Source organism: uncultured Bacteroides sp. (genome assembly GCF_910586915.1).
Classification (GTDB): Bacteria; Bacteroidota; Bacteroidia; order Bacteroidales; family Bacteroidaceae; genus Bacteroides.
Genome location: NZ_CAJULN010000012.1, coordinates 30,153 through 49,087, shown reverse-complemented (window position 1 = coordinate 49,087; position 18,935 = coordinate 30,153). Strand labels below are relative to the sequence as shown.

15 protein-coding genes are annotated in these 18,935 nt (G+C 44.2%); 5 read left to right on the top strand and 10 right to left on the bottom strand.

The window, feature by feature from the left end; genetic code table 11:
• Positions 1-32 precede the first annotated feature (32 nt).
• The 5 genes from QZ331_RS06680 (at position 33) to QZ331_RS06660 (ending at position 8,353) form a co-directional block, all read left to right on the top strand.
• Entirely contained in the window at positions 33-1,022 is a 990-nt protein-coding gene (locus QZ331_RS06680) for a GSCFA domain-containing protein (RefSeq protein WP_294629169.1), read from the top strand.
• The gene (locus QZ331_RS06675; protein WP_294629167.1) at positions 998-3,538 is read left to right on the top strand and encodes a bifunctional UDP-N-acetylmuramoyl-tripeptide:D-alanyl-D-alanine ligase/alanine racemase; all 2,541 of its coding nucleotides are present in this window, start codon (positions 998-1,000) and stop codon (positions 3,536-3,538) included. Before QZ331_RS06680 ends, QZ331_RS06675 begins: the two co-directional genes overlap by 25 nt.
• A 348-nt stretch (positions 3,539-3,886) precedes the next feature.
• On the top strand, positions 3,887-4,105 hold the full coding sequence (gene tatA / locus QZ331_RS06670; protein ID WP_294629166.1) for a twin-arginine translocase TatA/TatE family subunit: 219 nt from the start codon (positions 3,887-3,889) through the stop codon (positions 4,103-4,105).
• Positions 4,106-4,116: 11 nt separating this feature from the next.
• Complete coding sequence (gene tatC, locus QZ331_RS06665) at positions 4,117-4,941, top strand: twin-arginine translocase subunit TatC (RefSeq protein WP_294629164.1); 825 nt, start codon at positions 4,117-4,119, stop codon at positions 4,939-4,941.
• Positions 4,916-8,353, top strand: coding sequence for an ATP-binding protein (locus QZ331_RS06660; RefSeq protein WP_294629162.1), 3,438 nt, complete (start codon positions 4,916-4,918; stop codon positions 8,351-8,353). Before tatC ends, QZ331_RS06660 begins: the two co-directional genes overlap by 26 nt.
• Positions 8,354-8,634: 281 nt before the next feature.
• On the opposite strand, the gene lepB is transcribed toward QZ331_RS06660, so the two are convergent.
• The 10 genes from lepB to QZ331_RS06610 form a co-directional block, all read right to left on the bottom strand.
• The gene (gene lepB, locus QZ331_RS06655; protein ID WP_294629160.1) at positions 8,635-9,291 is read right to left on the bottom strand and encodes a signal peptidase I; all 657 of its coding nucleotides are present in this window, start codon (positions 9,289-9,291) and stop codon (positions 8,635-8,637) included.
• Positions 9,257-9,712: a hypothetical protein gene (locus tag QZ331_RS06650; protein WP_294629159.1), complete on the bottom strand. Its 456-nt coding sequence runs from the start codon at positions 9,710-9,712 to the stop codon at positions 9,257-9,259. The genes lepB and QZ331_RS06650 overlap by 35 nt, the downstream gene beginning before the upstream one ends.
• Positions 9,713-9,725: 13 nt before the next feature.
• Positions 9,726-10,331: a heavy-metal-associated domain-containing protein gene (locus tag QZ331_RS06645; protein WP_279094950.1), complete on the bottom strand. Its 606-nt coding sequence runs from the start codon at positions 10,329-10,331 to the stop codon at positions 9,726-9,728.
• Positions 10,332-10,350: 19 nt separating this feature from the next.
• Positions 10,351-11,523: a 6-bladed beta-propeller gene (locus QZ331_RS06640; RefSeq protein WP_294629155.1), complete on the bottom strand. Its 1,173-nt coding sequence runs from the start codon at positions 11,521-11,523 to the stop codon at positions 10,351-10,353.
• 16 nt (positions 11,524-11,539) lie between these two features.
• Entirely contained in the window at positions 11,540-12,712 is a 1,173-nt protein-coding gene (locus tag QZ331_RS06635; protein ID WP_294629153.1) for a 6-bladed beta-propeller, read from the bottom strand.
• A 60-nt stretch (positions 12,713-12,772) separates the two neighbouring features.
• On the bottom strand, positions 12,773-13,240 hold the full coding sequence (locus QZ331_RS06630) for a hypothetical protein (protein WP_294629151.1): 468 nt from the start codon (positions 13,238-13,240) through the stop codon (positions 12,773-12,775).
• 6 nt (positions 13,241-13,246) lie between these two features.
• A complete protein-coding gene (locus QZ331_RS06625; protein ID WP_294629149.1) occupies positions 13,247-14,518 on the bottom strand; it encodes a hypothetical protein in 1,272 nt (423 codons plus the stop codon).
• Between the two features lie 200 nt (positions 14,519-14,718).
• Positions 14,719-16,167, bottom strand: coding sequence for an MFS transporter (locus QZ331_RS06620; protein WP_294629148.1), 1,449 nt, complete (start codon positions 16,165-16,167; stop codon positions 14,719-14,721).
• A 244-nt stretch (positions 16,168-16,411) separates the two neighbouring features.
• The gene (gene kduI / locus QZ331_RS06615) at positions 16,412-17,332 is read right to left on the bottom strand and encodes a 5-dehydro-4-deoxy-D-glucuronate isomerase (protein ID WP_294629146.1); all 921 of its coding nucleotides are present in this window, start codon (positions 17,330-17,332) and stop codon (positions 16,412-16,414) included.
• A 24-nt stretch (positions 17,333-17,356) separates the two neighbouring features.
• Positions 17,357-18,763: a PTS transporter subunit IIC gene (locus QZ331_RS06610; RefSeq protein ID WP_294629144.1), complete on the bottom strand. Its 1,407-nt coding sequence runs from the start codon at positions 18,761-18,763 to the stop codon at positions 17,357-17,359.
• Positions 18,764-18,935 lie beyond the last annotated feature (172 nt).

Sequence of the window (18,935 nt, the reverse complement as noted above, 5' to 3'; positions counted from 1 at the left end):
ATAGGAAATGTAATAAAGTGATGGAAAATCGTATGAACTTTCAAACATCCGTGGAATTGCCTGCCGGGTTGCCGTCCGTGGGGCATATGCACCATATTCTTTTGATGGGTTCTTGCTTTGCCGAGAATATAGGCGCTTTGTTGGAAGAGGCTAAGTTCCGGCTGAATCAGAATCCTTTCGGTATTCTCTACAATCCTTTATCCATATTATCAGCTTTGCAGGAGATTGAGGCGGGAAAAGAGTATGCGGAGAAAGACTTGTTTGCTTATAGAGGGCTGTGGCACAGCCCGATGCATCATGGCTCCTTTTCTGCATCCACTCCGGAGGAGACCTTGCGGAATATCAATCTCCGTCTGTCTCAGGCTCGCCGGACGATGCAGGAACTTGACTGGCTGATGTTGACTTTCGGCACAGCGTATGTCTACGAACAAAAAGAAACAGGAAAAGTCGTAGCCAATTGCCACAAACTTCCCGAGAGCAGTTTTACCCGCCGGCTGCTTCTGGTGGAGGAGATTGTAGACGGGTATGCTTCGATGATTACCCGCCTGGTGGCTCACCATCCGAATCTGAAGATTCTGTTTACGGTAAGCCCTATCCGTCATATCCGTGACGGGATGCACGCCAACCAACTGAGCAAATCCACTTTATTACTTGCCATCGACCGCTTGCAGCAGCTCTTCCCGCAACACGTTTTCTATTTTCCTTCCTATGAAATCGTGTTGGATGAGTTGCGCGATTATCGCTTTTATGCAGACGATATGTTGCACCCCTCCCCATTGGCGGTCCGTTACCTATGGGAACGCTTCTCGGAAACCTTCTTTTCGGCTGACACAAAGTTGGTTATGGCAGAGATTGAAGAGATAAGACGTGATTTGGGACATAAACCTTTTCACCTCGGTTCGGAAGCGTATCAACGCTTTTTAGGACAAATAGTGTTAAAAATAGAACGACTTATCGGAAAATACCCGTACTTAGATTTTCAAAAAGAAATAGAACTATGTCATATACGATTAAATCCATAGCCGAATGCATCGGTGCCCGTTGTGTGGGTACCTGCGAGGCGTCTATCGATTGGCTGCTGACAGACAGCCGTTCTTTGAGTTTTCCTGAAGAGACTCTTTTTTTTGCTTTACCTACCAAACGGAATAACGGTGCCCGCTACATCCCCGAGCTATGCGATAGGGGAGTGCGCAATTTTGTCGTTTCCGAAGATGACTTTAAAGAAATGGAGCATGGAGCATGGAGCATGGAGAAATCTGTGCAGCATGATGGTGCGCAGCCCGTTCTTAATTCTCAATTCTCCATTCTCAATTTCCTGATTGTCCCCAACCCCTTGAAGGCTTTGCAGAAACTTGCCGAGATGCATCGCGAGCATTTCAAAATACCCGTTATCGGTATAACCGGCAGCAACGGAAAGACGATTGTGAAAGAGTGGCTGCACCAATTGCTAAGTCCCGACCGTTGTATCGTGCGTTCTCCGCGCAGCTATAATTCTCAGATTGGCGTGCCTCTTTCCGTGTGGCAACTCAATGACGAAGCGGAGTTGGGAGTCTTTGAAGCCGGTATTTCCGAAATGGGAGAGATGGGGGCTTTGAAGCGGATGATACAGCCCACCATCGGTATACTGACCAACATTGGCGGTGCACATCAGGAAAACTTCTTCTCATTGCAGGAGAAGTGTATGGAAAAGCTCTCGCTTTTCAAAGATTGCGACGTTGTGATTTACAACGGCGATAATGAACTCATCAGCAATTGTGTGGCGAAGTCGATGCTGACGGCCCGTGAGATTGCCTGGAGCCGTACCGACATCGAACGTCCGCTCTATATCGGCAGCGTGACAAAGAAAGATGACCATACCGTCATTTCTTACCGCTATTTGGATATGGACAATACTTTCTCCATTCCTTTTGTTGACGATGCTTCCATAGAGAATGCGCTCAACTGTCTGGCAGCCTGCCTCTACCTGATGACTCCTGCCGACCGGATAACGGAGCGTATGGCGCGTCTCGAACCGATTGCGATGCGTCTGGAAGTGAAAGAAGGAAAAAACAACAATGTACTGATAAATGACAGTTATAACTCAGACTTGGCCTCTTTGGATATAGCGCTCGACTTCCTTGTGCGCCGTTCCGAAAAGAAAGGATTGAACCGCACGCTTATCCTGTCGGATATACTGGAGACCGGGCAAAGCACGGCAACGCTTTATCGGCGTGTGGCCCAACTGGTGCGAAGTCGCGGCATAAACAAACTGATAGGCGTAGGTCAGGAGATTTCATCGTGTGCCGCCCGTTTTGATACCGACATCGAGCGCCACTTCTTTCCCAATACCGAAGCCCTCTTGGCCTCAGGCTTGCTCCGTTCTCTTCATTCGGAAGTGATTCTTATAAAAGGTTCGCGCGTGTTCAACTTCGATAAGGTATCCGAAGTGCTGGAACTGAAAGTGCACGAAACCATCCTCGAAGTAAATCTGCGTGCGATGGTAGAAAACCTGAACCACTACCGTTCCATGCTCCGCCACCCCGATACGAAAATGATTTGCATGGTGAAGGCTTCGGCCTACGGAGCCGGTTCGTACGAAATAGCCAAGACCCTGCAGGAGCATCATGTCGACTACTTGGCGGTAGCCGTTGCCGACGAAGGTTCCGAACTTCGCAAGGCGGGCATCACCTCTTCCATCATTATTATGGACCCCGAGCTTACTGCATTCAAAACCATGTTCGACTACAAGCTCGAACCGGAAGTTTATAACTTCCACTTGTTGGATGCGCTTATCAAAGCTGCCGAAAAAGAGGGGGTTACCAACTTCCCGGTTCATATCAAGCTGGATACCGGTATGCACCGCCTCGGCTTTGCCGTGGAAGATATTCCCATGCTTGTGCGCCGGCTGAAGAATCAGAGCGCAGTGATTCCCCGTTCGGTATTCTCCCATTTTGTGGGAAGCGACTCTCCGCAGTTTGACGCATTTACACGGCAGCAGATAGAGCTGTTTGAAAGAGGCTCGCGTGAGTTGCAGGAAGCCTTTCCGCATAAGATTCTGCGCCACATCTGCAATACGGCGGGAATTGAGCGTTTCCCCGGTGCACAGTTCGATATGGTACGCCTGGGGATAGGGCTTTATGGAGTCAGCCCGATAGACAACTCCATTATACACAATGTGAGCACGCTCAAAACCACGATACTTCAGATTCGTGATGTTCCCCAAGAGGATACGGTAGGATACAGCCGGATGGGACATTTGGTACGCTCTTCGCGCATTGCCGCCATTCCCATCGGGTATGCCGACGGCCTGAACCGACATTTGGGACGTGGAAATGCATACTGCCTGGTCAACGGAAAGAAAGCGCCGTACGTGGGCAATATCTGTATGGATGTCTGTATGATTGATGTGACCGACATCGATTGCCGCGAAGGCGACCAGGCAATCATCTTTGGAGATGACTTGCCGATAACGGTACTCTCCGACAAGCTGGATACGATTCCCTACGAAGTGCTTACCAGCATATCGACACGGGTGAAACGGGTCTATTATCAGGAATAATCCCCATCGCAGACGGCCGGATGAACACAGGCGAAAGAGAACCTGCCAATGAAACGGAACCGGCTTGCTTATGTCTTTCTATCTACTTGTAAACGAGCTTGTTGCAGCGCATATATATCCTGCGTCCAGCATCTATATCTCCTGGACGCAGGACATATATCTCCTGGACGCAGGAGACGTATGCGCTGGACGCAGCATCTATAGGTGCTGAAAATCGGCCCTACGGAGCGTGAAAACAGCCGATAATCTTTTTAAATAAAGTTGATAAATCCGGCTGAATCGGTGTAACCTGTGGCGAAAATGATTATATTTGCACCGACTAATAAAAAACTTAATATAAACAGACTTATGACAAACTTATTATTGTTGGGCCTGCTGCCCAGTGGTTCCGAATGGATTATTATTGCTTTGGTTATTCTCCTGCTTTTCGGCGGAAAGAAAATTCCTGAACTGATGCGTGGTTTGGGCAAAGGAGTGAAGAGCTTCAAAGACGGAGTGAACGAAGCAAAAGAAGAAATAAACAAGGCGAAAGACGAACTGGATAAACCGGCGGACTCAAGTAAGTAAAGCAAGTACCGATGGCAGAAATGACCTTTTGGGATCATTTGGACGAACTGCGCAAGGTACTTTTTCGGGTGATTGGAGTGTGGCTTGTATTGGCAATAGGCTATTTCATTGCTATGCCTTATCTCTTTGATCATGTGATTCTGGCACCATGCCACAATGATTTCATATTCTACGATTTGTTGCGTCATATCGGGCGGACATTTGAACTGACCGATGAGTTTTTCACACAGGAATTTCATGTGAAGCTGGTCAATATCAATCTGGCAGCTCCCTTCTTCATACATATGTCGACAGCCTTTTGGATGTCGGTCGTAACCGCTATGCCCTATATCTTTTATGAAGTATGGCGTTTTATCGACCCCGCTCTTTATCCGAACGAGAAGGAGGGGGTGCGCAAGGCGTTGACTGTCGGAACCGTGATGTTCTTTCTCGGCGTCTTGTTAGGCTATTTTATGGTTTATCCGCTGACGCTCCGTTTCCTTTCCACCTACCAGCTTAGTGCGGAGGTTGAAAACGTGTTGTCGCTCAATTCCTACATTGACAATTTCATGATGCTGATTCTTTGCATGGGACTGGCTTTCGAACTGCCATTGGTGACATGGCTGCTTTCCTTGTTGGGAATAGTCGACAAATCTTTCCTGCGGAAATACCGCCGCCATGCCGTGGTTGTCATTGTGATAGCGGCTGCCGTCATTACCCCGACGGGCGACCCGTTTACATTGAGCGTTGTAGCTATCCCGCTTTATCTGCTCTACGAAATGAGCATTTTAATGATAAAGGATAAGAAGAAAAAAGAGGAAGAGGAGGAAGATGAAGTTGCCCTGTCAGAAGAGTGAAGCGATAGAATCTTATGAGTTACTTCTGGCGGTTTGCCGGGCAGACGATGCCCGGCTTGCCGCCGGATACAAACAAATGCGCGACTTGCTGGAGCGCATTTGCCGTTCGCAGATACAGAACGAGAGTCTGCAGATGACCGACCTTTCGGCACGAATCAGCTTTGTGGCTGCCAAGACCGGACTGTCTGTAGGAGAGCAAAACCGGTTGCATACCTTCCGGCTGACTTCCAACCGTATCTTGAACCGTTGTCTCGAACCGACCCGCGAAAACCTGTTGCGGGACGCCAAAACGCTGGCCTTTTTAGTACGCAAACTCTCCGAAGAAGATATTCCCGACCCATTGTATCGCCTGCTTCCGCGTGCCGACTCCACCTATCTGGTTGCCCCTCCCGCCCGTGAGCGGGTACAGCGTATGCGTGTCTGTTTTCAGTATGCCGACGAACAGTATCTTTATGTCACTCCGTTGGATGAAGTTTCGGAGACGCTCCGGCTTGTCCGCTACAATATCCCTCAGATTAATGAAGAATTTACCGAAACCTGTAAACTGCTTTGGCGGCACGCCCAACTGAACTTGTTGGATGTGAACATCGACAGTTCGGGAGTGCTTACTCCCTCGTTCATCGTTCTCGAACCCGATTATCTGATTGATATCAGTTCGCTTGCCGAGTGCTTCCGCGACTACGGACACCATCCGGCGAATTATTACCTGTCTCGTCTTCAGCCCATAGAGAATACACGTCCCTTGCTGTTGGGAAATATAGCCAATCTTTTTCTCGACGAGTGGATTCATGCACAGGACGAAGAGGTCGATTACCGTACGTGTATGCAGAAAGCCTTCCGGCGGTATCCTATCGAGTTGGCAGCCTGCCCCGACCTGCAGGACAAGGAGAAAGAACGCCAATTCTTCGACGATTGCAAACTGCACTTCGAACATATCCGCCAAACGGTGAACGATACCTTCCACGCCGCCGGATATGAACTCGACAAGACAGACGCGGTGCTCGAACCTTCTTATATTTGCGAGGCACTCGGACTCCAGGGGCGCCTCGACTATATGCAACGGGATATGTCTTCCTTTATCGAAATGAAATCGGGCAAAGCCGACGAGTACGCCATCCGTGGCAAGGTTGAACCCAAAGAGAACAACAAAGTACAGATGCTTCTCTACCAGGCCGTTCTACAATACTCTATGGGAATGGACCACCGGAAAGTGAAAGCCTATCTGTTCTATACCCGTTATCCGCTTCTTTATCCGTCGCGTCCTTCGTGGGCAATGGTGCGCCGGGTAATCGACCTGCGCAACAGGATTGTAGCCAACGAATATGGTATCCAACTGCACAACAGCCTGGAATACACCGAACGCAAACTGGAGGAAATCAACGCTGCCACCTTGAACGAACGGGGGTTGCAGGGACGTTTTTGGGAGACTTATCTGCGCCCGCCCATCGACAGCTTTCAGAAGAAACTGAAAGCGCTTTCGCCGTTGGAGAAAAAATATTTCCATGCCGTATATAATTTCCTGACCAAAGAGCTTTATACCTCCAAATCGGGCGACGTGGACTACGAAGGACGTACCGGAGCCGCTTCGTTGTGGCTTTCTACATTGGACGAAAAGTGCGAAGCCGGCGAAATAATCTACGATTTGCGCATCAAAGAGAACCATGCGGCCGACGAGCATAAAGCTCATCTGCTGTTGAGCCGTTCGCTCACTTCTTCGCTTTCGCAACCTTCGCTGCACTCTGTTGCCTCTCCGGCTCTTCAGGTGGAAGAGGTAGCTGCAAGCAGCAAGGCCGACGGGTATGATGTACTTCCCAACTTCCGCCAGGGCGATGCCGTCATTCTGTATGAACGCAACAGTGATACGGATAATGTAACCAACAAAATGGTGTTCAAAGGCAACATCGAATATCTGACAGACCACGAAATCTGTGTCCGTCTGCGTTCTACGCAACAGAATCCTTCCGTGCTTCCCGACGAAAGCCTTTATGCCATCGAACACGATACGATGGATACCACCTTCCGTTCTATGTTTCAGGGATTGTACGCTTATCTGTCGGCTACGCAAGACCGCCGTGACCTGCTACTGTCACAACGTCCGCCCAAGTTCGACGAATCGTTGGACGCTTTAATCTCTCAAGCGAAAGACGACTTTGTCCGTGTTGCATTGAAGGCCAAAGCGGCCCGGGATTATTTTCTCCTTATCGGCCCTCCGGGAACGGGCAAGACTTCCTGTGCCTTGAAGAAGATGGTGGAAACTTTCCATGCCGATGGAGATACCCAAATACTGCTGCTCTCATATACCAACCGTGCCGTCGATGAAATATGCAAATCGCTCATTGCTATCCGTCCGGTTGTCGATTTTATCCGTGTCGGGAGCGAATTGCCATGCGACGAGCACTACCGTGACCATCTGATAGAAAACGAACTGGCCTCCTGCAACCGCCGTTCGGAAGTTTACGAGCGTATCCGAAACTGCCGCATTATCGTGGGAACGGTTGCTGCCGTTTCCGGCAAACCTGAACTTTTCCGCTTGAAACATTTCAATGTGGCTATTGTCGATGAGGCTACGCAGATACTTGAACCTCAGTTATTGGGTATTCTTTGTGCTCGCGACAAAGAAAGCCGTAACGCCATTGATAAGTTTATTCTGATTGGCGACCATAAACAACTTCCTGCCGTTGTGCTTCAAAACACGGAGCAGTCGGCAGTTTATGACGAAGCATTGCTGTCTGTCGGGCTGGCAAATCTGAAAGATTCTTTGTTCGAGCGCCTTTACCGGAGTTGCTCTTCGGGCGATAGCCGCTCGTTCGATATGCTTTGCCGCCAGGGGCGTATGCATCCTGAAGTGGCTTTGTTTGCCAACCGTGCTTTCTATGGCGGACGTCTGCTTCCCGTCGGCCTGCCTCATCAGTTGGAAGATTTCGGAGCTGTTTCGCGCGTAGCCTTTTATCCTTCCGTTCCGGAGCAGAAAGGAACATCTGTCAAAATAAACTCTTCGGAAGCCCGGATTGTTGCCCGACTTGCCGCTCAGGTTTACGAGAGTAACCGGTCGGACTTTGATGAGTCTCGTACATTGGGAATTATAACTCCTTACCGGAGCCAGATAGCTCTTATCAAAAGAGAGATAGAAACATTGGGCATCCCGGCTCTCAGTCGGATACTGGTGGATACAGTCGAACGTTTTCAGGGCAGCGAACGGGACGTGATTATTTATTCCTGCTGCATCAACAGTTATTATCAGTTGAAATTTGTATCTAATTTAACCGAGGAAGACGGTGTGTTGATAGACCGCAAACTGAACGTAGCTCTTACCCGTGCGCGGAAGCAGATGTTTGTGACCGGTGTCCCCGAGTTCTTGAATGCCGACCCGCTTTACCGGAGTTTATTAAAATTAATAGAGAGTAAAGAGTAAATTCGCTAATTTTTGCAGACGTTAGTTTTTATTCTCTCTTTATGCAATTCATTAACACCTCTATAATGAACAAACGCCTATATTTGCAACACGTTTTTTTCATAGAGATTTAGATTTAAGGTTAGAAGAATTGTGGAAGTCGTGAGACTTCCCTTTTTTTCATCTTAACGTTTACTATTCTTTGTTTGTATCACTTGTATTTGAGTATGAAAAAAATGGGGAATAAGTAAACTTGAAAAGCCCTCTTCGTGAGAAGAGGCTTTTTTGTGTGCAGTTGTCCGTTATTCAATCGCAGTGAATAGAGACGAGTTTTCTTTGAAATTCCATAGCTTGTATGTCGCTTTTCCCGCAATGCAGTGAAAGGGTACCACTCCCTTATGTCTGCTATCCAACGAATTTAGTCTGAAATCCCCCATTACGAAATAGCAGTCGTCATCTATGATGAAAGGCCCGTAGTTGTCATACGAAGTGATTCTTTTTCCTTTTTCTTCGATGGGGTCGTGGTTGATGTACACTTTTCCGTTGGCAATCAGGACAGTGTCTTTGGGCATTCCGATGATGCGTTTTATATATAATGGCGAATCATCGTTTGCCCATTTAAAGATAATCACATCCATGCGTTGTGGGGAAGAATATCCCCACATACGATGGTTGCCCCAATTCCGTTGTTTGTCTTTTTGGGCGATGGTTGGAACCAGGCAGAGCAGATTCAGTATAGGTGTTTCTTTCATGCGTTGCGGCATGAGTGCACCGTAGGTTAGTTTGGAGTTCCATACTAAGTTTCCGGTGCGTAGGGTAGGAAGCATACTATCGGAGGAGATATATACCCATTCTCCGATGAATACTTTTAAAAAAAGCAACCCGCCGAATAATATACCTATCCACTTGACAGTCCTTTGAAAGTTAGATGTTCTTTTCTTTGGTGAATTTGAAATCATAATCCGGGGTATTGTCTTTGGAAGTTAGCGGCACCATTGTTCCTTCGATAATCATCTCGTTGGAGAGGTTCATCGTGTGCAGTGGAAATATGTCATAGCCGGTGGCTACTTCTTTCACCCATTCCACCATTTTTTCTTCACAGATAATTAATGTATTCTGTGGGTTATACAGCAGGGGAGCTTCTGTCAGGTATTTGTTCAAGCGGATAAAGTCTTTGAGAGATGCTTTTTTGTTGATTGCTATGACATGGATATACGAAGGTTTCCATATACTTTTCAATTCCTTTGACTGGATATGCGAAATATCATCTACGGTTGTAATCTTAGTTTTGATAACATTGCGTTGCCGAGTGTCGATTTGAGCATAAGTTGTACTTAAAACCATGCTGAATAAGCACATTAGTAAAATTCTTGTTTTCATAAGTTTGTTGTTTTTAATTAGTTTGAAAATAGCGTTGACTTATATTTTTGAGATAGGAATCCGTTAAGTGGTGTACTGCTTTGTTGGGAGTGAATGAGTGCAGCACAGTCATATCTTTTGTCAGTACAAGGCAATAAGGGAAATTGGCTTCTTCCAATGGAAATGATATATCCGTACTATTGACCGAACAAGTCTTAAGCGCGGGTGCAAGGTTGCGAACCGATTTGAGTGCAACCGGATTTTGGTAGCTTGCCAATACGAGTGTATTTGCTGTCAGATTTAGTTCCGACGATAATCGGTTGAGTTTTGACATAATGGAAGTGACACAGTCGTTGCAGTGCATATCGCTGATTCTAACCAATAAGACGTAAGGTATGTCTTTCATATATTCTTCCAATGCAATTGGCGGTTGTTCTTTGGAGGCAAGTTTCACATTGTCGAATTTAGTTCCATCCGTATGTATCCCTTGCAAGAAGTTAACCCAATATGTGTGCTCCAGTTCACTTGTTGCATACAACTTTCCTTTTTCTTCTATCAACTCTTTCTTGTATGTACGCAACTTATTTACTACAAGATAATTGGTTATGATAAGAGAAAGGAAAGAGATACTTATTATCATTTTAATATACCGATTCATTTTAGTCTACATTTACATGAAAGAAAAATATGGTAGGGTTACTCTCTTCTGTCAATCCGTCGTATAGTTGCGATAGAATTTCCTCGTTTACGGCATTGCTTTCATACAACCGTTGTTTTAATTTGAGCATACTCAAAGCCGAATTTGCTGTCACTAATGTATTTTCTTTGTCTCGTGTGAGAGGTACTTTATATAAGCAGAATAAAGGATTGTGACAGTTTAAATTTCCATAATACGTTTTTTTTGATTTGAAAGAATATGCAACAATGGGGTAACCTCCGTTTGGCATACTTAGTTGAAATACAGCAACATCTTTTAATATGATAAAATCTTCGCAGTAGATGGTTTTATACAGTTGCTCTGCATATACTCTGTCGTCTATTCCTTCTTCTATAGGCGGAGCGCCTCCTCCCTTAATGAAATTGATATGAAACGCCTTCGATACGTGGTTGGAGGATACTTTATAAAAAGTATCAGAATAGGGCAGGTTAAAATATACTTCATTATCGAATTTTCTCAAAGGATTCATCGGGGATAATACAAAATTGTCGGTACTGATTGTCGGAAAAGCACAATGTTCGAGGTTGAGTTGCGTATCATAAACCGATAACATGGGTTTGGATTTTACGCTTGTATTACCGTAAAATTCAAATCCTGCCATTAAGTTATTGTCGATAAATTCAAGATTGCGTATGGCGTGGCTGGAATCTAATGTAATTTCTTTAAGGAGATTTCCTTTAAAATCGAAATAGAGCAATTTTCCCCAATCCATAATTATCAGATTCTTTTTGTCAGGTGACAAGGTTATGTAACAGTAATATCCACTGTATTCTCCAGGTCCTTGTCCTACAGCACCTAATTTGCGTAAGAATTTTCCTTGACGGTCAAAGCAATAGATGCTTTTACTAACATCTCTGTCTGAAATGAACATCAGACTATCTGTACAAATAATTTGCGAAATTGCTCCTATCAGGCAGTCATCGTTTGTTTCTAACCGTACAAAAGAAATATCGTCAATTAAACTATCGTATGGAACTCCTTGATAGTTCTCTAAATTGACAGTAATTTCTACTGTAGTAGAGTCGCTTTCTATGTTTGATGTATATACTTTTCTTTGCTGGCATCCTATGCTTAAAAATAGGATGATGCAAAATAATAATGTCTCTTTTTTCATGGGTTCGTGTATTGTTTTAGTCTACATTTACATGGAAGAAAAATATGGTAGGGTTGCTCTCTTCTGTCAATCCGTCGTATAGTTGCGATAGAACTTCCTCGCTCACAGCATTGCTTTCATACATGATTTGTTTTAAAGCAAGAAGTTTTAAAGCCGAATTTGCTACTACTAATGTATTTTCTTTATCACGTGCTTGCGGTATATTATGAAAGTGGAATAATAAATTATTACTGTTCATGTTGCAGCAGTATGTTTTTTTAGATTTAAAAGAATACACCACGAATGGAGAACCGGTTCCTATTGGTATTCTTAGTTCGAATACAGCAGCATCTTTTAAGATTGTAAAATCTTCGCAATAGGTTACATGATTTAATTGTTCTGCGTAAACTTTTGAATCCATTCCTTCTTCTATTGGTGGAGCACCTCCCCCAATGAAATTGATATGAAATGCTTTCGATATATAATCGGAGTAAACTCTATAAAAAGTATCGGAGTAGGGAAGATTAAAATATACTTCATTGTTGAACTTTCTTAAAGGATTAGTCGGAGATAGTATAAAATTGTCGGTGCTGATGGTAGGGAAAGCACTTTGTTGTGAGTGCATTTTGTTATCATAAATTGATAACATAGGTTTTTCTTTTATTTGCGGATTGCCTGATAAATCAAATCCTGCTATTGAATTGTTATCTATAAATTCGAGATTGCATATAGCATAGTTAGAATCTAAAATAATTTCTTTGGTAAGATTTCCTTCAAAATCGAAATAAATTATTTTCCCCCAATCCATAATTACCAGATTATTTTTGTCTGGTGATAACGTGATATAACAATAATATCCACTGTATTCTCCAGGTCCTTGTCCTATTGAACCAAATTTTCGCAAGAATTTTCCTTGACGATTAAAACAATAAATATTTTTACTAACATCTTTGTCTGAAATGAATAATAAACTATCTGTACAAACAATTTGGGAAATAGCTCCTATCAAGCAGTTGTCGTTTGTTTCTAACCGTACAAAAGAGATATTATCAATCAAACTATCGTATGGAACTCCTTTATACTCTTTAAGATTAACCGTGATTTCTACAGTTGTAGAGTCACTTTCTATAGTTGAAGTATGTACTTTTTTTTGCTGGCATCCGATACTTGAAAATAGGATAATACAAAGTAGCAATATATTTTTTTTCATAAGGTAGATTGTTTGTATAGACTGGCCAAAAAGTTTTAGACCAGTCTATTATTTTTAATATCATGGAAGTTTACAAGGATCAAAAATATAACAAGTGCTTGGCTTATTATTTACAGGAGGTTTGCACCAATATTTTGTTCCCCAATATTCTTTATGAATAGTTGTGGTAGTACTACTTGTTGACCCTGTTGATGAACCACTTCCACTTGTAATTTCTCCAGTAATATTACCACCCCATGGACCAACTCCCCAATTTATATTTCCTCCAAGGCTTCCAGTTGATGTGTTTGTGGAAGAGCTTCCTCCAGTTGTTTCTGTTGATTCAGAAACAATACATTTTACTCTTTCTTCAGCTTGATTTCCTGTTCCTGTACGATATCCGCTATTAGGTCCTGTCTGTGCCATAACCTGTGGATGCAACGAAATATCCAACACACCAAATTCATTCAACGCATCGTGTACGTTTAAAATTGTTCCGGCTACTAATAAAGCCATTCCACTTGCGATTAAAATTTTCTTTTTGTTCATAGTACTTTAATTTTTATGATTAATAATAGAGAGAGTTTTTCTTTTTTGAAGCACTCCCTTGAAATGTTCTTTCAGAGTATCTGAGTTTTTCCATATTGGTGCGTAGTTTGCCGTGTAAAAACATAGAAAAGAAAGATATAATAATACTACGCATAATATTCGTTTTCCATACTGCTCGTATAAATGATAGGACAATGCGGAGATTCCGATTGCATATGTTATATAGGGTAGATATAGATAACGGTCTGCCGTGATTACATAACGGGGAAGTGGAATTATGTGGAGTACAGGCAATAGATGTAACAGAAAGAATAAAGTACAGAAAATAATCAGTCTGTTCTTGCGATTTAGGAAGATAACATATCCGATGAATAAGATAATAAACGGATAAACCCATAGTGACAAGGCGATGTCTTCTCCTACCTGGAATGGGAAAGGATATAAGTAGGATAGTTTGAACGGAATGGCACTAATCAAGATGTATTTGAATAATGAGTAACAGAAAAATAAGAATCTCTCTATAATGGTATATCCGATAGTTTCTTCTCCCGAATTCTGATTGCTTATAAGTGTGACTATGAAAAAGGCAATAGTGGGAATGAGAAAGTATATTTTCTCGAGATAGACATTCAAAGAGAGCATATTTCTTTTGAATAGTATCCAGTCGAATAGCAATATACACGAAATGAGCGTTACGGATTGCTCTTTGCATCCCATAGCAATGATACCGCTGCATACACTGCATAAGAGGTATTTCCATTGGCTGCTGCGTACATATTGTGTATAGGCTATTAGTGCCAGTAGATAAAAGAATGTACTGAGTACGATTTTAGACGCACTTATCCAGCATACGGTTTCTACTTGCACGGGATGAACAGCGAATAATAGTGCGGAAAGAAAGGAAATGAACAAGGTCTTTTTTCTGGAAAATGTCTCTTTTAGGAGGGTATATGATAATGTGTATATTAAAAATGCATTTAGGATATGGAACAGTAAATTGCCGATGTGGAAAGCACTGCTGTTGTATCCAAAACAGAGATAGAGCAGGGTATAATATAATTGGTTGGCAGGCGAATATTGCCCATTATAAATGGTAGTGGTTATGGTTTGCAGATTATCCAGCGTGATTCCGTTGCTTGTCATTGTGTTGATGAGTTGCCATTGGTCGTCCCATTGCAACTGGAAGTCGTGGGAGAATATACTATAATAAACTATTGTGGTAATAACTGTAATTATACTCCAATGGATGGATGATATTTTAAAAGTATTTGCTTTCATCGTGTTTTATTGTATTAGTTTTTGGCAAATATAGAGTTAAATTTGATATGTGCGAATATTTGTACTGATATTTAACAAATAAAAATAAATTCGGAACTAAACAGAATGTGTAGAAGAGGAGGGGAATGAAAAAGGTCTGAAAAGAGACTTCTATGATTGAAGTTTTCTTTTCAGACCTTTGACAGTATGTATGGTGAGATTTATTCCAATACGATAGGTTTATATTTGGGTACTAACGTTTTCATGATTATCCAGCCAATCAAGTAAGCCACGGCACAGATACAGAACATGATGAAATATCCGGCAGGCTTGCCTTCAAATCCCATAAATGTCATATTCGTTTCGTCGGCATGAACAAACAGAAGTCCGGCACCAAACTGCATCAGCATGGAACCTACGCCGCCTGCCATACCGCCGATTCCCGTAATGGTGGCAATTGCCGATTTCGGAAACATATCACCTACGGTAGAGAAAATATTAGCCGACCAGGACTGATGGGCAGCGCCGCCGATACCAATCAGGATAACGGGAAACCAGGGCGATAATGTGCCCAACGGTTGTGCCAACAATACTACTAATGGAAAGAATGCGAAAATCAGCATTGCTTTCATACGTGCCGCATATGGATTCATTCCCGTCTTGTTGATAAAGATAGTCGGAAGTTTGCCGCCGTAGATAGACAGCATGGTCACTGCGTAGAGGGTGAAAATCAAGGCCATTCCTAATCCGTCAGATGTTTTGATGTTAAACTGGGTATTCAGGTAAGACGGTGTCCAGAACAGGAAGAACCACCATACGCCGTCCGTCATGAATTTGCCGACGGCAAAAGCCCATGTCTGCTTGTAAGTGAAGCATTGAAGGAAGCTCATCTTCTTCTCTTCTTTCTCTTCGGCAACTGCGGGAGCAGCACCTTCTTCATATTTGTCCTGTTCGATGTAATCCAGTTCGGCTTTGTTGACGTACTTGCTCTTTGCCGGAGCATCGTACATGAATATCCACATTCCCATCCAAACGAAGCCGAGCGCACCGATAACGATAAAAGCCATTTCCCAGCCCCATGCTTTGGCAATCAGAGGAATAGAGACCGGAGCAACCAAAGCACCGATAGAAGCACCGGCGTTGAAGATGGAAGTAGCGTAGGCGCGGTCTTTCTTCGGGAAGTATTCTGCCGTCACTTTGATGGCAGCCGGGAAGTTGCCCGCTTCGCCAAGGGCCAAGATGCAGCGTGCGGCGAGGAAACAATACATACTTACGGTAGCTAATACCACTACCACGTCGCCTGTGGCAGCCATCAACTCGGCTGCACTGTGCATACCTACATATTGTTCGGTCACGATTCCGCAAAGTGCGTGCATACAAGCACCGGCCGACCATATGCCGATTGCCCAAAGATATCCTTTCTTAGTACCCATCCAGTCGATGAACCGGCCGGCGAACAACATACAGATTGCGTACACAATAGAAAAAACGGAAGTAATTGTTCCATAGTGGACTTCGTTCCAATGGAATTCGGGTTTGATAAACTCGTCCCAGGTAAGAGAAAGCACCTGGCGGTCGAGGTAGTTGACGGTAGTGGCAAAGAATAGCATGGCACAGATAGTCCATCTGTAGTTTGTCATTTTCTCGCCTGTTTTTTGAAATGTATTCATGATAAAGGATTTAATAGATTTTGATTTGTAGACAAAGGTCGGTATTCCGACTGGATTTTATTTGTAAAAATTGGTCGAATTCATGCACTATTCGTTACATGGTAATATATTTATGTGTTTTCCTGGGGAATATAAAAAAAGACAGGCACGGGTTGTACGGAGACTACACGGCTTTGGCAACCGGTATAGTCTGTGTACAATCCGTGCCTGAATATATTATAATATACTTTGGACACGTTTTCTTTTAGCGCATTTCTGTATATTTAAGTTTGTCCATATCTCCGTAATCGAGGTTTTCACCCGCCATACCCCAAATGAACATATAGTTGCTTGTTCCGGCAGCGGCGTGGATAGACCATTCGGGCGACATGACAGCTTGCTCGTTTTGCATCCATACGATGCGTTCTTCCTGAGGTTCGCCCATGAAGTGGCAGATGGCGTTGTCGGCAGGCACGTTGAAATAGAAGTAGGCTTCTACGCGGCGGCTGTGAGTGTGAGCCGGCATGGTGTTCCATACGCTGCCCGGTTTCAGTTCGGTTAGTCCCATTTGCAGTTGGCAAGGGCCTTCTTCGAGTACATTGTTCACAATCAGTTGGTTGATAACGCGGTCGTTGCTTTCTTCCATCTTTCCTGCTGTGAAAGAGTTGGCTTTCAGCGAGCCTTTGCGTCCGTCGATAGTAATCAACTGGGTCTTGTATTCTTTGTGGGCGGTAGCCGAGTTGATATAGAACTTGGCGGGATTGCTTGAATCTTTGCTCTTGAAAGTCATTTTCTGTTTTCCTCTTCCCACATATAGGGCTTCTTTGAATTTCAACGTATATTCTTTACCGTCAACGGTCACGATACCTTCGCCGCCGATGTTGATTACACCCAGTTCGCGGCGTTCGAGGAAGAATTTAGCTTTCAGCGGGTCGATGGTTTCCAATACCAATTCTTTGGTTGCGGGAACTGCGCCACCGAAAATCAAACGGTCGTACATGGAGTAAGTAAGGTTGATTTCGTTCGGAACCATTACTTTTTCCATCAGGAAGCTACTACGCAGGCGGTTTGTATCGTACGTTTTCACGTCTTGCGGACTGCAAGCCACTTGCATTTTATAGTTCACCTGGGCCGAAGCAGACATTGCTGCAAGACCCAACATCATTGCAATTGCTAATTTTTTCATATTTCGATTTTTTATTGGATTATATTATTTCTCTTCTTCTTTCGCTGCACGCTTTGCATCGTTTTTGGTCATGCGGATACGGTTGTAGACAGCCATTCCGAGTGCAAGAACCACGAGGATGGCAAGGCCGACAATCTTGATGCTGTAAGTCAGATGGAAGATGGCCCAGCAGAAAAGGCTGGAAGCAAAGTCGAGCGCACCACCTTCGAAACCGGCAGGGATATTCACGGTTGCATCGCCCGTAGCGGCATATACGTCTTTGGCTGCCAGTGTGAAGAATCCGGCAAGTCCGGTGACAAAATACAGGCCTACGATTAAAGCCACCAGTCCGATGATGAATGATTTCACCACGTTGCCTTTCGTGATGGGCAGAATCATCGGGAACAGATAGAACATACCCGCCAGCGACGCCAATGGCAGAAAGCGGTTGCCCGGCAGGATAACGGCAAGGAAGATAGTGACAGGAATCAGAAGCAGCGAAACCACCAATGTGGTCGGGTGTCCGATAACCAGTGCCGGACTCATACCGATGCTGAGTCCCGTGCTGTTTTTGTATTTCTTGGCGATAAGTTCGCGGGTAGCGTCAGAGATGGGCTTCAACCCTTCGATGAAGAGTCCGGTGATGCGCGGAATCAACTCCATTACCGCCCCCATCTTGATACCTAAACTCAAGATTGCAGGAATGCTGTCTACCACTTCCTTCCAGCTTCCGCAACCCAATGCACCGATGCAGCATCCGATGACGATACCCAAGAACAACGGTTCGCCCATCAGGCCGAATTTCTTCTTCATTCCTTCCGAGTCGATATTCAGTTTGTCGAATCCCGGAATCATATCAAGTAGTCTGTTGATGACAATGGCAAACGGAACAAAACTTTGGCAGAACGGTTGGGGAATGGAAATACCGTCCATTTTATCGTAGAACTTCTGAAAAGCGGGAGCAGTCATATCGGCCATTACCAACGTGATGATGTAGCAGACGATAGCCGCGAAGAACCCCCAGAGAATGCTGTCCGAAGCAAAGTAAACGATGGCACCGATAAATGCGAAGTGCCAGTAGTTCCAAAGGTCGATGTTGACAGTACGAGTTGTCTTGGTGAGCAACATAATCAGGTTGACTCCTAAACAGACCGGAATGATAAAAGCACCGACGGAGGTGTTGTAGGCTACTGCTGCGGCAGAGGGCCAGCCCATATCGAAAATACCCAGTTCCAATCCGTAGATTTCTACCATTTTGCTCAGCGCAGGTCCTAAACTGCTGGTGAGTAACGCTGTCACTACCGACAGGCCGACGAAACCGACACCTACTAACAAACCGCTTTTCAGCGCTTTTGAGAATTTAATACCAATACATACTCCTAAAATTGTGAAAATGACCGGCATCATCACTGCCGCCCCAAGACCGATAATGTACTTGAATACGTCTTCCATTCTGTTCTGTTTTTTCTCTGTTTAAATGATGAATAACTGTGTTTCCTTTAAAGGGTATTAGTTGTAAACCGTGCCAAAAGTACGACCTTTTCCGCTTTCTTCCAAAACGAAACTCTTAATTTATCAGATATTGCATCAAAAATGGATATTTTTGACGTTTGCGTGCACAAAA